Below are 16,840 nucleotides of genomic sequence, written 5' to 3' on the forward strand. Positions count from 1 at the left end.
CTTTGGAAAGAGGGTTTGTTGGCTTTCAAATGGAAAGCGGGTAAGGAGGGATAGACACGGATACGATATGGCGGATTCGAAGCGGGGTTAGAGACTACGCGGAAGCTATTTATCAATTCGTACGAGAAATACCGAAGCGTTATCCTTGGCTCAAAACGATCTATTCAGTATGGTGCTGGTTGTCGCTGCTGTTGTTCCTTGTAGGCTTGTTCTTTTATCGTGATTCGCGAACGATGCTGGTGCAGTATCTGTGGTCATTCTACGTCATGCTGCAGTTCTGGCTGTTATGCCGTAGTAAAACCTTTACCTGGAAGAAGACAGCGATGTTCATGCTGCTTGGTATCTTACTTGTGATCCCGATTACCGCCTGGACGCTGATGGCGGTACACGGTTTGGTTGGCGGAAGGACGTCTGACACCTGGTCAACCGCGGTGGTCACCCCAATCGTAGAGGAAGTATGTAAGCTGCTTCCGCTTGGCTTATATTTGTTCTTCTCACGCCGGGCATCTTCAATGAGCCTCGGCGACTTTACACTGGCTGGAGCAGCTTCTGGCGTTGGCTTTCAGCTCATGGAGGAGCTAAGCCGCAGATGGCTTAACTCCGGGATCATTGGCCGAACGTACGGTTACAGTACGACCATGCTGGGAGGAGAGACGATCCACTGGGATTTCTGGACACTATTTCCTGGCCGGTTCGAAGAAAGCTTTTTCCCAACCCTCATGACCGTCAGTCATCCCGTACATACAGCGATGGTAGCTCTAGGAATTGGGCTCGCTATACGCTTCCGCAAGCGGCTGACGAATGCGATTTATTTCTTGCCTGCGCTGCTGCTCGCTTGGTCGATTCTAGAACATGCCGCATATAACGGTCAGAACACGTTGCCGAATTGGGTCATGAAGATCAATGATTGGACAGGGAGCGGCTATCAGACAAAGGATGTTTTTCTGCTGATGCTGATCCTAGGATTAATACTGGATTATATTGCGCTCAATCGGGTAAGGAGTCAGCTTGCGATGATGACAGGCGATCGGATCATAGACCCGCTCTCTGAGCTATGGCATATGTCTGTAGCCTTCTTTCAGAAGAGGGAGAGGTTCTCCAGTGTGTTATCCTGGACGAGAGAACGCCGAGAAATGGGATTTTCTTTGCTTTACGGCAATTCCGAGGCTGCTTCTGTTCAAGAAGAGCTTAAGGGCCGGATGCAGCTTCATTATCGGAAGGCAGCAGGCTTGGCAGTGCTGTTAATTGGAGCAGGTCTGCTTGCTGGCCTAGCAGCTTATTGGCAATCGCCTGTACAGCCTGACGATACAGCCTGCTTCTCCTGCATGTTCGACTCGCTGCAAAATTGGTGGGACCGTCTCAGCTTCCGAGAACAAGCGGCCATCGTACTTGGGGCGTTCGCTCTTGCTTTGTTATTCGTTGGCTTCTGGCCGGCGCTTGGATTCGCGCTGACAGCGGCGAGTATCCCGGGCAGCGGCCATGAAATTGCGAAGAACATCCGGGATCCGAAAAGACTGCTCACACCGGAGAACGCCTCGGCAGCTTTAATCGGACTCGCATTAAGTCGTATTCCGTTTGGCCGATTTGCTAAGAAAGGCGGGGAGAAGCTCAAGGACTGGCTGGAGAAGCTGCTTCGACGCCGGAACAAGCCTGATCCGAACATTCCCCACAAGCCGGATGTGGATAGGCCAAAAGAGAAACCCGATGCCGATGAGCCAGAGCAGACCACTCCCAAAGACTCGGAAGATTATGTACACTGGAGTAAAGCGAAGTACAAAGGCGTTGAGCTGTACGACAGCCGTCACGGGCCACTTGGCGAATTCGATGGTATTGACGTCGAGAATGGCATCTTCTATGAAGCCAAATCAGCCAAGGGCTTAGATAAAATTCACCCTAAAACGGGCAAACCGCAGCAGACACCACAGCAGTTCACGGATAAACAGCTTTATCAGAAAACTCGGACACGGATCAACAACCTGATGGAGAAGGCAGTTGGTACGCGAACAACACCGGGAGGAACATCCGAAATTCCGAACTTGGAGGACATTAAGAGCATCCGCAACTTCCAGTTTCAGCTTGACGGAGATACACCAGAGCTGCGTGCCGCAGCTGAGAACAGCTTGAACCGATTGCGGCAGGAATTCCCGGATTATACATTTACAATTAGATTTGGAGTGAAGTAAACATGTCGATCAGCGCTATTATCATTGATCCTGAAGATGAATTCGAACGCTCGTTCATGCTGCCGGTTGCGACGGAGGACTTCTTCACAAAGTACTGGGAGCCTGCAGCGGAAGAACTTGGTCTTCAATGGACCGTTTTGTTCCAAGGGGGCACAGATGTGGAGTTAGAGGATTTGCCAACGATCTTGGCAGAAATCTCCCTCTTGAAGGAGTGGGTAGCTGCCAAGATGAGTGGTGATGCCCAGGAGCACATGCTGCGCAGGTTAAAGCTGCTGGAAATTGGGCTGCCAAAAGCTTTTCGCCGAGGTGGAGCGGTCGTGTATATCGGGTAAAGCGGGTGTGTCATGTCTTGTCCTATAACAAAGGTCGAAGCCAAAGGTTCGAGGTGTTCATCTCCTAGTTTTATTAGGAGTTGGCATATCTTGTTCTGAATATGAGCCTTCGGCCTTTTTTTTCGTCTATATGATCTTCTGTAATGGCATGGCCCCTCAATCCTCTCCTCCGTAAGACGGATGCCATAGAGACCTCCGATGGATGAAGGTAACCGCCTCAAGTCAAGCTGAATTCCAGTCATTGGACCGATACGGACTTACAGTCCCTTCCAGTAAAGTTAAAGTACCAATTAACGGGAAGGGAAGCGGTACTATGCAAAGGATTATGAATCAAGCAGCGATACGTAAGGTGAGGATATTTGAAGGGGAGAAATGGCTTGTTTGGACCGGACTACTCGGATTTGCTCTAGCCATCGTTTGTGGAGGCTGGACATTGATCAATGGAGGGGAAGTCGCTCCGGGAGGTGATGTCTCAAAAGCATTCTCCTTCGATGCGGCTCTTGGCATCTTCCTACTGTCAACGGCAGCGATTGTACCGTTCTCGGGATTGGGGAAGCGGGGCAGGAATTGGTTCCGGAGCGTCTATATTGGCCTTGCACTGTACTCTTATGGGGCAGAGACGATCCAGAATTTCCGCGGCGTCAATCCAAGGTTTGTTGATAGTGACGCCGCATTCGATCAGGCGGTTGGGAACATTTTTACCTTCGTCGCCTTATTTCTCGTACTGTTCTATGTCTACTTAGGCGTGCAGTTTTTCCGTAAAAAAGCGTACAGCATACGACCGGAGATAGCGCTTAGTGTACGCTATGCCATGATCGCCGTTGTAATTTCATTTGCTGCCGGTATCTGGATCTCATCCAATCAAGGCCGTTTCATTGGCGCGGAAGGAAATATCATCTGGCTTCATGGACTTGGCTTCCATGCACTCCAGGCAGTACCACTTGTTGCTTTAATCGCAGAACGTATTCATGCAAAAGTGTCTGTGCGGCATACCTTGATTCACATTACTGGCATCGCCTATTTGCTTGGCCTAGTTGCAATTGGCTGGCAGACGATGAACGGTTACTCCATTATGGAATGGTCTTTGCTTCCGATTGTAGCCGGCTTCTTCTTCCTAATTTCCATGACAGCTGGTGCTGTAGCCCTGCGTAAGGTACTAGGCCAGCAGCCGGATAGTCGGAATAAAATATCAGGCTTGTAATCTTTCTTTAAACTTCTGGACTTGGCGCCAGTTCATGATTACCAAGGATAAAGCAATTGCCGTAAGGATCATGGCGAGCACACGGAATCCCTCAAAGCTAAACGTACTTCCCATCACAACTCCTATCAACAAGGAAGAGAGAATGGTTCCCAAATACCTTGATGTGCTAAATAAGCCGGATGCGACACCAATTATCTCTTTCGGGGAGCTATTGAATAAAGCAGCTTGCATCCCCACATTGTTTAATCCGTTACTAATTCCGAAAGCAGCTAAAGCCAAACTAACACTGAACATGGATGAGGTTGGAGAAAGTGTTACGATCCATAGGGCACCAAATGTCATTAAAATAGCAGAGCTCAGTAAAACCGGCCGGGTTCCTGATTTGTCGATCCAGCGTCCTGCAAGTGGAGAGACAACAAGAGAGCATACGCCTAAACTCAACATCAGAATCCCGGTATGGAATTCACTAACTTGACGCACGAGCTGCAAGTAGGAAGGAAGTCCAAAAAAGATCGAGTAAAAAAGGATGTTAACAAGCATGAACTGAACGTTCACCCAAGTCATCTCGGGATATTTGCCGAAGGTGCGCAGTGGAATGAAGGGTGACTCTGTTGTTAACTCATGTCTTACGAATAGAACGAGTAATAGGAGTCCAGACAATCCGACAAACATATTGATTAGAGACATATGCCCGGATGATTTGATTGAAAGCAGTCCTACAAGAAGGGCGACTAGTCCACCTGCAAAAAGTAAGATCCCTGGCATATCGATCCTTTTCATCCATTTATGGCTTACTTTCGATACTGTTGGATGATCATCAGGAATCGTCCTCCACGCGAGTAGGAAGCTAGCGGCTACAAATGGTATATTGACGAGGAAAATAGCATGCCAATTCCACCAATGTATTAAGACCCCGCCTACAAAGGGGCCAATTGCTGCTGCGCCGGACAGGAAGATGGACAAAACGGATAACGCAGTTGCTTGTTTCTCCGTAATGTGAATTCGTACGATAGCTAATCCGACAGCTACAATCATACTTGTTCCGATGGATTGTACAATACGGAACACGATAAGCCACCCAAAGTTTGGCGATAGTGGAGCTATCAATGAAGCAACGAAGGATATTACAAGTCCAGTCAGGAAGATCCTCCTGCGGCCGTATAAATCACTGGCTTTCCCCATGACAGGTTGAGCAATTGCGCTTGCAATGTAGAATGAAAAAATAATCCAGGAAACCGCGGTATAGTCGAGTTGGAACGTACTTTGTAATCTTGGGATAGCAACAGAAACCATTGAAGAATTTAATGGATTCAGGAGTATCCCGAGACAAACGGCTATCATCAGCCACCAGCTGCGGGCATTCATATTCAAGTCCTCCTCAAATGAATTGTGAAGCAATTCATACTTCGTAAGCACACGCTTAAATGAATTGTGTTAATGATATCGTACAAGAGTTGAGTTATTTACTCCAACGCATTTCATGTTATGATTTCATTGACTGAAAGGAATGACGAGGTGGAGAGATGGAACTGCTGCAATTGCAATATTTTATTACGGTAGCCCGAATGGAACATGTGACTGAAGCGGCACGAAGTCTGCATGTGACCCAATCGTCGCTGAGCAAGACTATTCAGCGGCTGGAGGAAGATCTGGGGAGCCCTTTATTCGATCGTACGGGGAGAAAAATGCGGTTGAATGCGTATGGACACAGCTTCCTTCGCCGGGCGGAAAGGGCTTTGTTCGAGCTGGAACAGGGGAGGCAGGAAATTAAGGATCTGACTAGCCTGGAGCATAGTACACTTGAACTCGCCGTAACCACTGCAAGTACGCTGCCGAATATCCTTCGAGAGTTTCGCAAGAAGATGCCGAATGTTCAATTTCATGTTCAGATGCTTAACACACAGGAGATGGTTACACTTCTTCAACGTGGCGAAGTCGATTTCGGTTTATCTTCACCACCGCTGCAGAGCGATGATATAGAGTGTCAGGTCGTATATGTTGATCCGATGCTTATCGCTGTACCTATGGGACATAGATTGGCGAACAAGAAGAGTATATCGTTAATAGAGCTAAAAGATGAGTGGTTTGTTGGCGTTAAGAGGGGCTATGGAGCCCGTGATTTAGTGGACGCTTTATGTGAGTCGGCTGGCTTTGTTCCTCAATACGTGTATGAGGGAGATGAACCAGCAAGGCTAAGCGCTCTAGTGGAAGCGGGAATTGGCATAGCCTTCATTCCAAGCTCAGCTAGAAATTCGAAGGGAGATATTCAATATATCTCGGTTGAAGATCATGAGTTGGCTAGAGAAATTGCATTGTTATCGCACAAGAACCGATACTTTACACACGCCGCCAAGGAATTCCGCGAAGTCGTTATCGCCTATTTTGAAGAGCTATCTAAAGAGGAAAATTAAAGGAAATACTCTATTTTTGACGAATACTTTTAGTGGTTTATTTTACCATTAAAACAGAAGAGGGTGTTTTCTATGGTACAAGAAATGTTGAATGAGAGAAGGCGAAGATATAAACGAAGAATGGCGAGAGTGGTAAAAGTAGTGAATAAGGTACAATCAATAATGCTCCTCAAGCAGACTTTTAGCTGTTTAAGGAGCATTTTATCTTCTACAATCATAGAGGAGGCAATGGGGTAATCAATCGACACGACAAATTGTGAGATGAAATGATACAATATCCATGCTAATAATGAGCGAGGAATTTAATTAATGAAGAAGCCAGCTATCACATATTTGGTCTCGATACTTCCCACCATCGTAACAATCATGCTTTTAATTAGATTCTTTCCTTACACAGGACTGGGAAGGATTATCAGTGTTCCATTAACCATATTGTTGAATTTGGTATTTTTACTAGTTTCCCTGATAGTTGTTCAAAGAATACGATCCAAAGTATTTCAAACCCTTTGTTGGTGTGCAAGCATTCTTATTACCATTGTGAATGCTATTGTAATGCATCCACAAGAATCCTCACCCAGCGTGTTTAATCAACTTATAGAGAAATTTAATAACATCACAAGCTAAAGGCAGGTACATAACATGAAGCTTAATTTTCAACCCGTGACTACAATGGAACAAATCATCGAAACGGCACAACTAGCCTCAAAAATATGGCACGAATATTATATAACTATCATTTCAATCGAGCAGATTGATTACATGGTCGATAAATTCCAAACGGTTTCGGCAATCACGGATCAGATTCATAATCAAGGGTATGAGTACTATTTGATGCGTCAGGATAACTCCACTGTCGGATATTTATCTGTTAGAGAAGAAGAAGGGAAGCTCTTCCTAAGTAAGTTCTATATCGCCCTGGAGTACCGAGGAAATGGTTATGCTAGTGAGGCGATGGCGTTCTTGGAGCAGTTGTGTGTAGACAGAAAACTAAACCACATCTGGCTGACGGTCAATCGGCATAACGAATCCAGTATCGCTGTGTATGAGAAGAAAGGTTTCCGGAGCATTAGAGAACAAGTAGCGGACATCGGCAACGGTTACGTCATGGATGATTTTATTATGGAAAAAGAAATCTAGAATTTAACGGCGTTAAATAACGCTGAAGCGGCTTTGAAGCTATACGTCATGGCTGACAGCGTAGGAGATCCTCCAAGGAAGATTGATGGATGGATGCTATGAAGTTGGGGCTACACTCAAGACGAATGGTATGGCCTTTGAAGATTACTTAACGATGTTAAATAAATGGAGTAAACAGTGGAGCTTCACGGGGCTTCAGGCAGCCACCGATCTTAATGAACCAATAGGCAAAATCTTAGATATGACGTGTAATTTCAGATCAGAAATTACCATTTAAATAGCTTCCTTGAGCAGGTTCCTGTTTACATACAAACATACATTCGCTATTCTATTAATAATTAGGTAAATTATTGATAATGTGGCTGATAGGATGTGAAACTCACCTTGTTTACGAAAGCCAAGATTTTTATAAGCTCGGTTGCTCAAGACTCTCTCAAACAGCTGCGAGAGAGCATGTGGGACATCCTGCGTGATCTTGGGCATGAACCGATGCTGTTTGAGCGAAACTTCGGGGCGTGGGATTCCCACACGAATCCGGTTCAGAAGTGCATCGAATGCGTACGTGAGTCGGATGCTTTGTTACTCTTTATATCCAACAAGGCAGGCACGTTTTATGAGCGATCTCAGCGTACCGTCACACATATGGAGCTCATTGAAGCCTGTGCCAAAAGGAAAACCGTTCTCGTATTTGTAGATCGTATGGTGAAGGCAGAATATTTCGCTAAGGCAAAGTGGATTATTGAGGAGTATGTAGAGAGCTATAAAGCAGAAACATCCTCTTTTCCTAAGGCCTCAGACATCGTTGCAGTGCTAAGTCGTGCTGATCTATCGCCTAACGTTGATCCTTACGTTTGGTTCTTCCTCCATGATATTGTTGGCCGGGGCATCTACTTCGAAGATTTGAACCTCGCTGTCGCGCCAGATTGGAAAATGTATTTCAGTGATCTGCTGCGAAGAGGTCTCCAGCTAATGCCATTCAAGGACGCTATCGAGACAAATGAGCGTCAACTGGATCAATATGATCACTTCTACGATATATTGACCAGCGCTATTCCAAGTCTCGACATCACTGGGTTTCGCAATCTTAAAGCCTTATTAAAATCCTTCCAGCGCTCGGTGACTGGCGATGTCGTTGAACATGATTATGGTTACGTGAAGGAGCCTGTTGGTTCTTTTGGTGACTGCTCGGCAGTAACCTTATATGAGCTGCAAGAGGATCGTTTGGTCGTAAGGGGGAAGACGGGTACTGCAATTGGAGAGGATTATTATTTACTTGATAATAAGGATTCCTTCATTGCCCTTACCTATAGTAATCCGGAGCCTAATGACCAGGTTTTCTTCAAGGAATCAAATTGTACGTTTTATTATTGCCTCAGACTTCCTAAGCATGTCATGACTTTCCACTTGCCATGTGGCCCGGATTGGAACACAGACAAGTTCATGGCTTCCAAAGACAGTGTTATACGTGTTATAATTGATAAAAATGCATTGGCGTTCGATTTCGTGCGAATGCTGATAGGAGCGATGCAACATGGCGACTAAGGTATATGTATCGTTGAACGGAGTTGTTACGGAAGCAGTAGGCACGCAGCCTAAGGATGCGTTGTTGTTTGCACCTTCCAAGAAGAGCGCGGCCCAAGTTATTGTTGAGCAGCGGGCGAATCGACGGAGAAACAGTCAGTTCATTAGAGAACGTCTGGAAGAGGCGTTCAAAAGATAAATAGAGCTCAATCATGAAACAAGCACATACATATGATGTGCTTGTTTTTATTTTGCCTGCTTTTTGTCTCGTAGGGGAGCGGGATTGGTCAGATTTCCATGTTTCTATTCAACATTTTACATAGAGAAAATGTAGCGTTTATCTAAATCCTTAAGTCCTTTTATATACTGAAATTGCTTCATACTAGCGAATCAAAAAGGACTAGGGTGATAGATAGAATGTTAAAGAAACGTGATCTGCAAGAATGCCAATCACTGTATAACTTAATGGTTGATCCTGCCGTTTTTCCTTACGTTCGTAATAAGTCTCAATCCTATGAAGAGTATTTGTTTACAACCAAACAGCTGATCGTGGAAGAAGAACAGAAGACCTGTATTACCAGAACGATTCTTAATGATGTCGGACATCCCATCGGTACGATTGATTTATATAATATTGTGAATAAGACAGGATTTCTGGCCACATGGATTGGCATTCCGTATTTTGGACAAGGGTATAACCAACGAGCAAAGGAAGCCTTCTTTACTGAACTATTTCTGGAACATCCGATCGACACCATATATATGAAAGTCCGGATACAGAATATCCGATCAAAGAAGGCGGTAGAAAAATTACCGTATGCCAAATTAGCAAATGAGATTAATCAGCAAATTTACCAATCCGTAAATAAGGAACAACAGAAATATGATCTGTATCAAGTAGATCGTTCAGACTTTCTAGCATGCTGTAGTGTCATGCAGTATGAGGTTGCTACGTAGTATTATCGTTAAGTAGAAAGGGACACAACGCCATGTTGTGTCCCTATTTTTTAATACCGTTTCACCGTGCCGAAGTAAGTGTCTTGATTACGTTGTCGAAGGCAACATGCCAGTCATTTGTAATAATGCTGCCAATATAACCATCTGGCCGAACCAACACTAATGTGTCGCTAGTGATACCATAGGTTTTGTTTAGATTTCCTGTTGTATCATTTAGAACATGTTGTTCAACACCGCTCCCAGTACCTACGGCGTAACGAAGCAGTTTAGCTCCATCCGAAGGCCATTTAAGCTCAGGCAGTATTTTGGCAGCAGTGGGGCCGAAGGCCAGAAGGGTGAAATGAGTGCCTTGGAATGCTTCGAACAGACGACGCTCTCCACTTGGTCCGATAATTGGTGCGTCTTGTGCGCGATCGCCTACTCGCAATGTCTTTGTCGTTGGTGCATTGGCAGGAGCAAGTGGTCCGCCATGATAGGAGAGGCTCAGCTGTCTCTCTTCATCACCACGTTTCATGCCGGAGATCCGATTGTTATCTAGGCTGGAGTATAGTTCGCTGGACTTGCGGAGAACGCGGGCCGCAATCGGAAGCCGTTCGGCTTCATAGCTGTCAAGAAGACTGTCCGGTGCGCCAGCAATGACTTGAGCGATTTTCCAGCCAAGATTATAGGCATCCTGCACACCTGTATTGAGCCCTTGACCACCAGCAGGTGTGTGGACATGGGCAGCATCACCAGCCAGAAATATGCGACCTGCCCGATATCTCTCAGTGAGGCGGACGTTGGGACGGAACACTGAGATCCAAGTGATATTGCTAAGACTTAATTCGGTTAAAATATGGAACTGGGCAGCCAAAGCAGCCTCGTCTAGATCAGGCGTCTCATCAGGAGTCAGCCGAATCATAATTTGGAATTGATTAGAGTGCGGCAGTGGACATGCTCCAACGGTCTTGCCTTGCCTGCGAGGCCATATATGCCACCGTTGTCTTGAGAGTCCGTCTATCGAAGCATCGATGAGAAGAGTACGGTCAGAGTCATTGGTTTCTCCGATGAATGGTATACCCGCAGCCTTGCGAACGGTACTTGCCCCGCCGTCTGCTCCAACTAGATATTTGCAGCGGACCTTTTCGCCAGAAGAGAGCAGCGCTGTTACTTCATCTGCATCTTGTTCGAAATCCTCAATACCATTGCCAAACTCAACACTTAATCCGAGTCTCCCCAGCAGACGATGCAAGATCGCATCCGTACGGTGCTGGGCTAGCAATAAAAGGTTTGGATAAGGAGTATGAGGCATTACTTTGTACTTCTTAAACATCCGAAACGGCATGGTGAATGGTCCAAAATGGACGCCTAAGAGGGGATATACACCGCCTTCCGTAACAGCCTCGTCAAGTATGCCAAGATCTTCAAATACCTCCAAGGTGCGCGGCTGTACGCCTTTGGCACGGGAACCACTGAAGGCGTGAGGTGCTTTGTCTACCACCCTAACGCGAAGACCTCGCCGCAGCAGGTCCGCTGAAAGTGTTGAGCCCGTTGGACCGGCTCCTGCGATGAGTACGTCGATATCGTCTTTTTCAGTCATGCTATTCGGCCTCCTATAACTATCGATTATTGTTTCAAATGATTTTATTTAGTTTCTATAGATACATTATCGGTACAATGATCTCCTATGTCAATATTGTTTCTTGGAAACTTTATTGTTGTATTTGATTTTAGGTGGAGGGAGTGGGTGTAATCGTATAGTGGGTAAGTAAATCCAAAACAAAAACACTGCGCAAAATGGCGCAGTGTTTTTGTTCTGATGTCTTAACTTATAAAGTCTTTCACCCGTTGTAGGAGTAAACCTAAACCAGCTACAATATTTCCTCCAAACTTCGCACGACTACACCAAATGAAGACCAAGCACTTTTTCGATTTCATAACCATGAATTTTTTCAGTTGTAACGATTATCATTTTACATGACTCCTCGTTTTCATTTTTAGTTAACTACACCTCGCATCAGACGTCAGATGGTCTACTCCTCATGGAACCTGTGGCAATAACGAGTGCTATAGCGATAGCCACCGCTGTGACGATCGCAGTCAGCCAGACGGAGAGCGAGCTATTGTTTATATGTTGTGCTGTATCCAGACTTCCGGCAGCAAGGGTAGGGAGACGGCCGGGGTTCCATACCTGCTTGAATGGAAGGGTACTTGAAACAATTGAAAGTAAAGCCGCGGTTGCAAGTGCGCTGAAGGCGGCAGCGGCTGCGCTGCGAATAAGTGAACTAAACATTAATGCAAGCGTACCAACGAACCCGAGCCATAGAGCAAATAACATTGCGCTTAGAAGAACCTCTAACCATCGGACAGAATCAAAGAGAGCAATTGTGTAATACCAAGCAGCACTGTAGCCGAATAAGAAAGAGACCATGGAAAGGGAGAGGATCGCCGCCCACTTCGCTGTGACGAAGGATACGAAGGAAACAGGCTTCACTAGAATCATTGCGGCAGTGCCCGAAGACCTCTCGAGCGACAAGGCACTCATATTGGATAGAGCGATTAACAGTAAGCCAATTACGCCAAACTGCTGAAGCGAGCTTGCCAATACTTCGAAGGGCTTCGGCGTTGGGAGCGAAATAATGGCACCTTCGGGCATATTGCCTGCGCTGGACAGAATGTCTGGCATGAAGTAAGTTGCGATCGGTTGAGAAGCGCCCAGCACGATGAAGCTGATGGGCAGCCACACGATTTTGTAGCTCCGAATCATCTCCAGCCACTCCTTACGGAATAAGATGAGCCATTTCGTCATGGGGCAGTCACCACCTTCAGGAACAAATCCTCCAGTGTGGAATGTCCAATCTCGAGTTTAGATAGGCTAACTTCAGATTTCGTAAGCTCCTTCAGAACAGCTCGGCGTGCTGTCTCAAGGTCTTGAGCGATGAGCCTGACACTTCCTCGTGTCTCTGATGTGGCCAGAATGCCGTTCGGAAGCTTGTTAATCCATCCGGCTAACCATTGCCGTGAATGGTCATCTTCTTCAATTTCCAAAGACAACACCGGCTCACGATTCTCCTCGCGAAGAGTGGCTAGTGAGCCTGCAAGCGAGAGCTGGCCTCTACGCATAATAAGAATGTCATCACATAACTCTTCTGCATCGTGGAGCACATGCGTTGAGAACAATACCGTCGTTTCATTCTTTAGTTCGCCAATCATCGCCATCACCTCGCGGCGGCCGATTGGATCAAGTGCGGACACGGGCTCGTCTAAAACAAGCAGCCTCGGCCGGTGGATGAGAGCTTGCGCAAGTCCAAGCCGCTGCTTCATGCCGCCTGAGTAACCACCTATCTTTCGCTTGCCAGCGCTGGCAATTCCGACACGTTCCAGCAGCTCATTACTTCGGGAAGCCGCTTCCTTAGCGGAGAGTCCACACAGTCGTCCAGCGTACACAAGAAATTCGCGACCAGTCATCCACCCATAGAAAGCAGGTGTCTGGGGCAAATAACCGATCCATTCTCGACGGTCTTGGCCTTGCTTCATCCCTGAGAATTGAATTGTTCCAGAGGTGGGCTGCAACAGGCCAGTCAGCATACGGATTGTTGTTGTCTTGCCTGCACCGTTAGGACCAAGCAGTGCAACACAACGGCCTTCTCCAATCTCGAATCCAATATTATCGACAGCCAGTTCTTCGTCAAACCGTTTCGTCAATTGCTCCACTGAGAGTAATACCGACATTAAACCGACCTCCTGCCGAACAAGAAGAAGGCGATCGAGCCAAGTAAATTACCAAACAGAATGATAATGACCCAAAGCCATTTTGGCCCACGAGTTCGCTCTGCCTTGAATAGCACGATAAGTGCAATTACAATTAGCAATAATTGAATAAGGAAGAGTGGGGCGATTAAGGAAATCACCTTTGTGTTTGATAGTACATCCATTAAGGGAATGACCTCCTCATTTGCATTTCTTAATACGAACGATGAACCAATAGAAAATAAGCGGCATCGGGAATTGAATGAGACCCCAGATCGCCCAGAGCCACGGATAGCGGCTGCGGTGACGTGAATCTGTATAAAGCCAAGTGGATTGACACAACAGCAGAAGAGCGGCTGCCGCTAAAGTCACAATTTTTATGTCGTCCATTTGCTTTTCGCCTCCCGGTCCTTGCGAGATAAGAACGTGAAGAAAAGGATGGCACCGGTCACTGCGAAGATCTGTAGGAACCAGAACGCGTAGATATTCCAATTGAACAGGAGAACCATGCCCCCGATGACGAGGATACCAAGCAGCCACAGCTTAAACAGATCGAGCCAAAGCCTGCGGCCCGTCTGCTCCTTATGACGAGTCACGAGTTGTTCCAGTTCAATCAGGTGTGGAACCGGCGGCTCGATACGCGAGTCCCAGCTCTGGAGGGAATCTCCAAGCATCTCCATAAACTCTTCCGATTGCTCCGGCGAATCCGCGGGCTTTTTCTTTTTTTCAGATAATCCCATGTTATCTCGTTCCGGAATCTGCTTTTTCATTCTCGCTGAGCTCCTTTCGCAGTCGATTTAATCCGTTGTGGAGTCTGGACTTTACCGTTCCAAGCGGAATATCCAGCCATTCGGCAATCTCCTCATAGGCATAGCCATAATAGTATTTCAATAAAATGGGGACGCGTATGTTCGGAGGAAGGTCCGCTAAGGCATCTAATGCATGAGGCCATTCCTCTGTGGCCATTAAAGCGTCGAATCGAATCGCCTGTAGGGCTTGCTCATCGGTACGCCATTTGCGCTCCCGTCCCTTGCGGCGAATTTCATCCATGTAAAGCCGCGATGCTATTGCGATCAGCCAGGTCGAAAACTTCGACTTGGCTTTAAATGTGCGTATCCGTTCGATCGCTTTCAGCATCGTTTCCTGGACAAGGTCCTCAGTTAATGCTTTGTTCATTGTTACTTTGAGCAAGTATCGGTATAACATGGCATAATTCGATTGCAATAATCTCGCCAACGCACGTTCATCGCCGCGAACGGCAAGTCGTATCTCGGCCGAGTCATCGAATTCGTTCGTGCTCATGGCTGACGAGGCTCCTTTCAGTAAATAGATAATAGATGGTGTTATTCGCAATCTGACATATGACGCTCGAGATTAAGGAAAAGTTCACTCGAGATAAATATTTTTTTAATAAAAATGAACTTTTATAACCTTTCATTACTCTTATCTATGAATAGGGGGAAGAACATGAATGTAAGGCGATTGGTCAAACAAGCTAAAAAAGGAAATAAAGAAGCTTTATTACAACTCATCTTAAACGATCAGGATGCTTACTATCGACTTGCCTTCACGTACATGGGCAATAAGCATGATGCGCTGGATGCAATGGAAGACATGATTGTAATGCTGTACGAAAAAATTGATCAATTGCAAAATGGTGAAGCCTTCTACGGGTGGAGTAAAACTATTCTCGTTAATCGGTGTAAAACCTTGCTCCGCAAAAAGGAGCGATACCTACCACTGGAAGAAGAGAGCGAAGTAGTAGTTGAAGCATTAACGGACGATAATCCATATCGTACTACAGAGTCTGAAATGGACATGCAGGTGCTGCTCTCACATCTGAATGCACAGCAGCGGGAAGCGATTGAGCTTCGTTATGTACATGATCTATCCTATCAGACGATTGCAGACATTACCGGGGCACCACTTGGGACAATCAAATCAAGAATTTCGCAAGGTATTCAAAAACTAAAAGTCACGATCGGAGGTGATCGTTATGACAACGATCGAGGAGAAATTAGAGGAGAATAAGCGGACTTTGAATAAAGTACAGACTCCACCAGAGCTTGAGGATCGACTTAGAAAAGCACTTCAGAAGGTTCCAGCTAAGAAAAGAAACACGAATCGAGCGAAAACATGGATTGTTTCTGCTGCTGCAGCAATTGTTCTTATTGTAGGGACTTATCAATACCCTGCATTTGCTTACTTTGGCGGGAAGCTTTTTAATAAAGTCGAATTGAACTCTCTAACCTTTTCGGAGGTAGCAGAGCAAGGATACGGACAAGCGGTCAACAAAAGCAAAACGTTTGATGACGGTACGGTCATTACCATTAACGGCGTTATTGCGGACGATAACGCATTACTCATGTATTATACGATTGATCAACCCGCAGGCTCCGTATTAGATGACGATGGTTTTGTACGTTACAGTACGAATAAAATAAAAGGATTTTTGACTGATTCTTCCATATTGGGTGGAGGCGGCAATTTTAGTAAAGACAAGACCCAGTTTGTTGGCGTAGATAAATTCAAAGCTATTAGTCCCTTCTCCAGAACATTAACGGTTACATTCAGTGAAAGACTTGAAAATGGGGAACAGGTCACATATCCGATCTCCTTCAAGTTTAAAGCGAATAAAGCAATGAAAAGTTTACTTAAGGAGAACATTTCTAAATCCGTATCCGTTGACCGGGGAGAAGTCCATTATGACTCGATTACAGCTTCTCCAACTTCAACGATCGTGAAGGGACATTATGAAATGGATGATCAGGAACTCCCAAGATTTTCAGTTAAAACAAAGCTTTACGTCAATGGAACGGAAGTGAAAACATGGGGAATGCGCGAGCATCTTTCTCAGGACACAGGTATTCTGGAATTTGAATCTGAATACGATGTACTCCCTACAGACAAGTTGGAGAGTGTAGAACTCGTTCTAGAGAATTTCTCGGGGTTTCAGAAGGTAGATAAACCAATCTCACTCGCTTCACCATCAGATCAATCGATCAAGGTTGGTACTGAAAAGCTATGGATTCGAAGCGTCACAAAAACCGATACTGGCTATGATATCGTTATCGCCAGAAAAGAGTTTGTTCTCTTGGAGAGAGACAATATTGCAATTCAGGCCAATGGTAAAACCGTTCCCGTTTCCTCCATTTCCACGTCACGTCCTTGGGATCTGAAGAACGGTAACATCTTGTGGGAGCAGACGTATTCATTTAACACAACGGATAAACCAGAACTTCTGCTGCTAGAAGGATTTGAATACATTAAAACCTATGATAAGACCATTACTATTCCTTTAGAAAAATAAAAAATGAGTTCAACAAAGCAAGGAGCAGTCTGCCGGCGGCAGCTGTTCCTTTTTATACA

The 16,840-nt window shown here is 45.8% G+C and carries 18 protein-coding genes; 10 read left to right on the forward strand and 8 right to left on the reverse strand.

Features of this window, described 5'->3' with window-relative positions; all coding sequences use genetic code 11:
* The first annotated feature begins 179 nt into the window (after positions 1-179).
* The 3 genes from FHS17_RS04845 (at position 180) to FHS17_RS04855 (ending at position 3,716) form a co-directional block, all read left to right on the forward strand.
* Entirely contained in the window at positions 180-2,183 is a 2,004-nt protein-coding gene (locus tag FHS17_RS04845) for a PrsW family glutamic-type intramembrane protease (RefSeq protein WP_243865171.1), read from the forward strand.
* A 2-nt stretch (positions 2,184-2,185) separates the two neighbouring features.
* Positions 2,186-2,515, forward strand: a complete 330-nt coding sequence (locus FHS17_RS04850; protein ID WP_167275524.1) for a hypothetical protein — start codon at positions 2,186-2,188, stop codon at positions 2,513-2,515.
* A 325-nt stretch (positions 2,516-2,840) separates the two neighbouring features.
* Positions 2,841-3,716: a hypothetical protein gene (locus tag FHS17_RS04855; RefSeq protein WP_243865207.1), complete on the forward strand. Its 876-nt coding sequence runs from the start codon at positions 2,841-2,843 to the stop codon at positions 3,714-3,716.
* Here the strand turns inward: FHS17_RS04855 and FHS17_RS04860 are convergent.
* Positions 3,705-5,081 carry an MFS transporter gene (locus FHS17_RS04860; RefSeq protein ID WP_167275529.1) on the reverse strand — a complete coding sequence of 459 codons (1,377 nt, stop codon included), beginning with the start codon at positions 5,079-5,081 and terminating at the stop codon, positions 3,705-3,707. The two genes, FHS17_RS04855 and FHS17_RS04860, sit on opposite strands and share 12 nt — an antisense overlap.
* A gap of 158 nt (positions 5,082-5,239) precedes the next feature.
* Between FHS17_RS04860 and FHS17_RS04865 the strand changes: the two genes are divergently transcribed.
* From FHS17_RS04865 to FHS17_RS04885, 5 genes are all read left to right on the forward strand, one after another.
* Positions 5,240-6,127: a LysR family transcriptional regulator gene (locus FHS17_RS04865; RefSeq protein ID WP_167275533.1), complete on the forward strand. Its 888-nt coding sequence runs from the start codon at positions 5,240-5,242 to the stop codon at positions 6,125-6,127.
* Between the two features lie 639 nt (positions 6,128-6,766).
* Positions 6,767-7,264 carry a GNAT family N-acetyltransferase gene (locus tag FHS17_RS04870; RefSeq protein WP_167275537.1) on the forward strand — a complete coding sequence of 166 codons (498 nt, stop codon included), beginning with the start codon at positions 6,767-6,769 and terminating at the stop codon, positions 7,262-7,264.
* A gap of 384 nt (positions 7,265-7,648) precedes the next feature.
* Positions 7,649-8,806: a DUF4062 domain-containing protein gene (locus FHS17_RS04875; protein WP_167275541.1), complete on the forward strand. Its 1,158-nt coding sequence runs from the start codon at positions 7,649-7,651 to the stop codon at positions 8,804-8,806.
* A complete protein-coding gene (locus FHS17_RS04880) occupies positions 8,796-8,984 on the forward strand; it encodes a hypothetical protein (protein ID WP_167275546.1) in 189 nt (62 codons plus the stop codon). The genes FHS17_RS04875 and FHS17_RS04880 overlap by 11 nt, the downstream gene beginning before the upstream one ends.
* Before the next feature lie 218 nt (positions 8,985-9,202).
* A complete protein-coding gene (locus FHS17_RS04885; protein WP_167275551.1) occupies positions 9,203-9,742 on the forward strand; it encodes a GNAT family N-acetyltransferase in 540 nt (179 codons plus the stop codon).
* A 61-nt stretch (positions 9,743-9,803) separates the two neighbouring features.
* Here FHS17_RS04885 and FHS17_RS04890 read toward each other — a convergent pair whose 3' ends face one another.
* From FHS17_RS04890 to sigY, 7 genes are all read right to left on the reverse strand, one after another.
* Positions 9,804-11,321, reverse strand: a complete 1,518-nt coding sequence (locus FHS17_RS04890) for an FAD-dependent monooxygenase (protein WP_167275555.1) — start codon at positions 11,319-11,321, stop codon at positions 9,804-9,806.
* A 417-nt stretch (positions 11,322-11,738) separates the two neighbouring features.
* Positions 11,739-12,530: an ABC transporter permease gene (locus FHS17_RS04895; protein WP_167275558.1), complete on the reverse strand. Its 792-nt coding sequence runs from the start codon at positions 12,528-12,530 to the stop codon at positions 11,739-11,741.
* Entirely contained in the window at positions 12,527-13,453 is a 927-nt protein-coding gene (locus FHS17_RS04900) for an ABC transporter ATP-binding protein (protein ID WP_167275562.1), read from the reverse strand. Before FHS17_RS04900 ends, FHS17_RS04895 begins: the two co-directional genes overlap by 4 nt.
* Positions 13,453-13,656 carry a PLDc N-terminal domain-containing protein gene (locus FHS17_RS04905; protein ID WP_167275567.1) on the reverse strand — a complete coding sequence of 68 codons (204 nt, stop codon included), beginning with the start codon at positions 13,654-13,656 and terminating at the stop codon, positions 13,453-13,455. The genes FHS17_RS04900 and FHS17_RS04905 overlap by 1 nt, the downstream gene beginning before the upstream one ends.
* 16 nt (positions 13,657-13,672) lie before the next feature.
* Positions 13,673-13,861, reverse strand: coding sequence for a hypothetical protein (locus tag FHS17_RS04910; protein ID WP_167275571.1), 189 nt, complete (start codon positions 13,859-13,861; stop codon positions 13,673-13,675).
* Positions 13,849-14,241, reverse strand: a complete 393-nt coding sequence (locus tag FHS17_RS04915) for a YxlC family protein (RefSeq protein WP_167275577.1) — start codon at positions 14,239-14,241, stop codon at positions 13,849-13,851. The genes FHS17_RS04910 and FHS17_RS04915 overlap by 13 nt, the downstream gene beginning before the upstream one ends.
* A complete protein-coding gene (gene sigY / locus FHS17_RS04920) occupies positions 14,213-14,773 on the reverse strand; it encodes an RNA polymerase sigma factor SigY (protein ID WP_167275580.1) in 561 nt (186 codons plus the stop codon). The genes FHS17_RS04915 and sigY overlap by 29 nt, the downstream gene beginning before the upstream one ends.
* A 165-nt stretch (positions 14,774-14,938) precedes the next feature.
* On the opposite strand from sigY, the gene FHS17_RS04925 reads away from it, so the two are divergent.
* On the forward strand, positions 14,939-15,502 hold the full coding sequence (locus FHS17_RS04925; RefSeq protein WP_167275585.1) for a sigma-70 family RNA polymerase sigma factor: 564 nt from the start codon (positions 14,939-14,941) through the stop codon (positions 15,500-15,502).
* Positions 15,468-16,781 (forward strand): DUF4179 domain-containing protein, encoded by a 1,314-nt coding sequence (locus FHS17_RS04930; RefSeq protein ID WP_167275588.1) that lies wholly within the window; start codon positions 15,468-15,470, stop codon positions 16,779-16,781. Before FHS17_RS04925 ends, FHS17_RS04930 begins: the two co-directional genes overlap by 35 nt.
* Positions 16,782-16,840 lie beyond the last annotated feature (59 nt).

The sequence above is a fragment of the Paenibacillus lupini genome (assembly GCF_011761355.1).
Taxonomy (GTDB): Bacteria; Bacillota; Bacilli; order Paenibacillales; family Paenibacillaceae; genus Pristimantibacillus; species Pristimantibacillus lupini.

Coding starts and splice junctions, on each gene's coding strand:
- FHS17_RS04850 (WP_167275524.1), top strand. CDS start 2,186: ATGTCGATCAGCGCTATTATCATTGATCCTGAAGATGAATTCGAACGC.
- FHS17_RS04855 (WP_243865207.1), top strand. CDS start 2,841: ATGAATCAAGCAGCGATACGTAAGGTGAGGATATTTGAAGGGGAGAAA.
- FHS17_RS04860 (WP_167275529.1), bottom strand. CDS start 5,081: ATGAATGCCCGCAGCTGGTGGCTGATGATAGCCGTTTGTCTCGGGATA.
- FHS17_RS04865 (WP_167275533.1), top strand. CDS start 5,240: ATGGAACTGCTGCAATTGCAATATTTTATTACGGTAGCCCGAATGGAA.
- FHS17_RS04870 (WP_167275537.1), top strand. CDS start 6,767: ATGAAGCTTAATTTTCAACCCGTGACTACAATGGAACAAATCATCGAA.
- FHS17_RS04880 (WP_167275546.1), top strand. CDS start 8,796: ATGGCGACTAAGGTATATGTATCGTTGAACGGAGTTGTTACGGAAGCA.
- FHS17_RS04885 (WP_167275551.1), top strand. CDS start 9,203: ATGTTAAAGAAACGTGATCTGCAAGAATGCCAATCACTGTATAACTTA.
- FHS17_RS04890 (WP_167275555.1), bottom strand. CDS start 11,321: ATGACTGAAAAAGACGATATCGACGTACTCATCGCAGGAGCCGGTCCA.
- FHS17_RS04895 (WP_167275558.1), bottom strand. CDS start 12,530: ATGACGAAATGGCTCATCTTATTCCGTAAGGAGTGGCTGGAGATGATT.
- FHS17_RS04900 (WP_167275562.1), bottom strand. CDS start 13,453: ATGTCGGTATTACTCTCAGTGGAGCAATTGACGAAACGGTTTGACGAA.
- FHS17_RS04905 (WP_167275567.1), bottom strand. CDS start 13,656: ATGGATGTACTATCAAACACAAAGGTGATTTCCTTAATCGCCCCACTC.
- FHS17_RS04910 (WP_167275571.1), bottom strand. CDS start 13,861: ATGGACGACATAAAAATTGTGACTTTAGCGGCAGCCGCTCTTCTGCTG.
- FHS17_RS04915 (WP_167275577.1), bottom strand. CDS start 14,241: ATGAAAAAGCAGATTCCGGAACGAGATAACATGGGATTATCTGAAAAA.
- sigY (WP_167275580.1), bottom strand. CDS start 14,773: ATGAGCACGAACGAATTCGATGACTCGGCCGAGATACGACTTGCCGTT.
- FHS17_RS04925 (WP_167275585.1), top strand. CDS start 14,939: ATGAATGTAAGGCGATTGGTCAAACAAGCTAAAAAAGGAAATAAAGAA.
- FHS17_RS04930 (WP_167275588.1), top strand. CDS start 15,468: ATGACAACGATCGAGGAGAAATTAGAGGAGAATAAGCGGACTTTGAAT.